Genomic DNA, 3,397 nt, shown 5'->3' on the forward strand with positions numbered 1-3,397 from the left:
GATCGTTCTTTGAGAACTGCACAGTGGATGCGAGCATCTTTGTGGTCAAGTTTTTAAGGGCATACGGTGAATGCCTTGGCACCAGGAGCCGATGAAGGACGTAGGAGGCTGCGAAAAGCCTAGGGGAGCTGCCAACCGAGCTGAGATCCTAGGGTGTCCGAATGGGGAAACCCGGCCCCAGTCATGTGGGGTCACCCGCGTCTGAACACATAGGGCGTGTGGAGGGAACGCGGGGAAGTGAAACATCTCAGTACCCGCAGGAAGAGAAAACAACCGTGATTCCGTGAGTAGTGGCGAGCGAAAACGGATGAGGCTAAACCGGAATCGTGTGATACCCGGCAGGGGTTGCGTTTTCGGGGTCGTGGGACCTGTCTGACAGTTCTGCCGGACTGTCGAGGAGTAAGAAAACACTGTGGTTAGCGGAACGTGTCTGGAAAGCGCGAGCGTAGAGGGTGAGACTCCCGTACGCGAAAACCCGGTGTCTCCTGACGGTGTTCCCAAGTAGCAGCGTACTCGTGAAATTCGCTGTGAATCTGGCGGGACCACCCGCTAAGCCTAAATACTCCCTGGTGACCGATAGCGGACTAGTACCGTGAGGGAAAGGTGAAAAGTACCCCGGGAGGGGAGTGAAATAGTACCTGAAACCGTGTGCCTACAATCCGTCGGAGCCTTTAGGGGTGACGGCGTGCCTTTTGAAGAATGAGCCTGCGAGTTAGTGCTACGTGGCGAGGTTAACCCGTGTGGGGTAGCCGTAGCGAAAGCGAGTCCGAACAGGGCGTCCATAGTCGCGTGGTCTAGACCCGAAGCGGAGTGATCTAGCCATGGCCAGGGTGAAGCGCGGGTAAGACCGCGTGGAGGCCCGAACCCACCAGGGTTGAAAACCTGGGGGATGAGCTGTGGTTAGGGGTGAAAGGCCAATCAAACTCCGTGATAGCTGGTTCTCCCCGAAATGCATTTAGGTGCAGCGTCACATGTTTCGTGCCGGAGGTAGAGCACTGGATGGTCTAGGGGGCCCACAAGCTTACCGAAATCAACCAAACTCCGAATGCCGGTACGTGAGAGTGTGGCAGTGAGACTGCGGGCGATAAGGTTCGTAGTCGAGAGGGAAACAGCCCAGAACACCAGCTAAGGCCCCTAAGTGTGTGCTAAGTGGGAAAGGATGTGGGGTCGCCCAGACAACCAGGAGGTTGGCTTAGAAGCAGCCACCCTTTAAAGAGTGCGTAATAGCTCACTGGTCAAGTGGTCCTGCGCCGACAATGTAGCGGGGCTCAAGCACACCGCCGAAGCTGTGTCATTCAGACTTTGATCCGCGTGCCCTTGAGGTGCGTGCAGTCGTCTGGATGGGTAGGGGAGCGTCGTGCAGCCAGCGAAGCGCCGGAGTGATCCAGGTGTGGAGGCTGTGCGAGTGAGAATGCAGGCATGAGTAGCGAAAGGGGAGTGAGAAACTCCCCCGCCGGATGACCAAGGGTTCCTGGGCCAGGCTAATCCGCCCAGGGTAAGTCGGGACCTAAGGCGAGGCCGACAGGCGTAGTCGATGGACAACGGGTTGATATTCCCGTACCCGTGTGAACGCGCCCATGGCGAGGCTTGTGATGCTAACCGCCCAAAGCCGCACCGCCGACCTTCGGGTCACTGGTGTGGTGGAGCGCGGGACCCGAACTTGTAGTAGTCAAGCGATGGGGTGACGCAGGAGGGTAGCTCCGCCAGTGAGTGGTAGTACTGGTGTAAGCGTGTAGGCCGGCTGGTAGGCAAATCCGCCAGTCATCAAGGCTGAGACGTGATGCATAGCCGATTGAGGCGAAGTAGAGTGATCCCGTGCTGCCGAGAAAAGCCTCTAGTGAGTGTTCACGCGGCCCGTACCCCAAACCGACACAGGTGGTCAGGTAGAGAATACCGAGGCGATCGGGCGAACTGTGGTTAAGGAACTCGGCAAAATGCCCCCGTAACTTCGGGAGAAGGGGGGCCGCACTGCTTGAAGCCCCTTTGCGGGCTAGGGCGGGGCGGCCGCAGAGAGCAGCGAGAAGCGACTGTTTACTAAAAACACAGGTCCGTGCGAAGTCGCAAGACGATGTATACGGACTGACGCCTGCCCGGTGCTGGAACGTTAAGGGGACCGGTTAGTCCTTCGGGGCGAAGCTGAGAACTTAAGCGCCAGTAAACGGCGGTGGTAACTATAACCATCCTAAGGTAGCGAAATTCCTTGTCGGGTAAGTTCCGACCTGCACGAATGGCGTAACGACTTCTCGACTGTCTCAACCGCAGGCCCGGCGAAATTGCACTACGAGTAAAGATGCTCGTTACGCGCGGCAGGACGGAAAGACCCCGGGACCTTTACTATAGCTTGGTATTGGTGTTCGGTTCGGCTTGTGTAGGATAGGTGGGAGACTGTGAAGCGCCAACGCCAGTTGGTGTGGAGTCGTCGTTGAAATACCACTCTGGTCGTACTGGATGTCTAACCTCGGTCCGTGATCCGGATCAGGGACAGTGCCTGGTGGGTAGTTTAACTGGGGCGGTTGCCTCCCAAAGGGTAACGGAGGCGCTCAAAGGTTCCCTCAGCCTGGTTGGCAATCAGGTGTCGAGTGCAAGTGCACAAGGGGGCTTGACTGTGAGACAGACATGTCGAGCAGGGACGAAAGTCGGAACTAGTGATCCGGCGCTGGCTGGTGGAAGCGGCGTCGCTCAACGGATAAAAGGTACCCCGGGGATAACAGGCTGATCTTGCCCAAGAGTCCATATCGACGGCATGGTTTGGCACCTCGATGTCGGCTCGTCGCATCCTGGGGCTGGAGTAGGTCCCAAGGGTTGGGCTGTTCGCCCATTAAAGCGGTACGCGAGCTGGGTTTAGAACGTCGTGAGACAGTTCGGTCCCTATCCGCCGCGCGCGTAGGATACTTGCGGAAGGCTGTCCCTAGTACGAGAGGACCGGGACGGACGAACCTCTGGTGTGCCAGTTGTTCTGCCAAGAGCATTGCTGGTTGGCTACGTTCGGAAGGGATAACCGCTGAAAGCATCTAAGCGGGAAGCCTGTTCCAAGATGAGGTATCCCACCCCTTTGTGGGTTAAGGCCCCCAGCTAGACCACTGGGTTGATAGGCCAGAGATGGAAGCACGGCAACGTGTGGAGTTGACTGGTACTAATAGGCCGAGGACTTGCCTCAAAGGCGCTACGCATCCACTGTGCGGTTCTGAAAGAACCGAACCGGACCACCACGGTCCACCCCCCTTCTCGTTGGTGGGGGTGGGTGTGGTGCCCACGGTAGTAGGTAATTTCATAGTGTTTCGGCGGTCATGGCGGAGGGGAAACACCCGGTCCCATTCCGAACCCGGAAGTTAAGCCCTCCTGCGCCGATGGTACTGCACTCGTGAGGGTGTGGGAGAGTAGGTCACCGCCGGACAAT

General features: G+C 57.8%; 2 rRNA genes. Both read left to right on the forward strand.

The features are described from left to right. Positions 1-43 precede the first annotated feature (43 nt). Positions 44-3,157 (forward strand): 23S ribosomal RNA (locus IMZ35_RS30125). A 120-nt stretch (positions 3,158-3,277) separates the two neighbouring features. Then, positions 3,278-3,394: ribosomal RNA gene (gene rrf / locus IMZ35_RS30130) — 5S ribosomal RNA — on the forward strand. The last annotated feature ends 3 nt before the right edge of the window (positions 3,395-3,397 follow it).

Origin of the sequence: Umezawaea beigongshangensis (assembly GCF_016464305.1) — a bacterium.
GTDB classification, from domain to species: Bacteria; Actinomycetota; Actinomycetes; order Mycobacteriales; family Pseudonocardiaceae; genus Umezawaea_A; species Umezawaea_A beigongshangensis.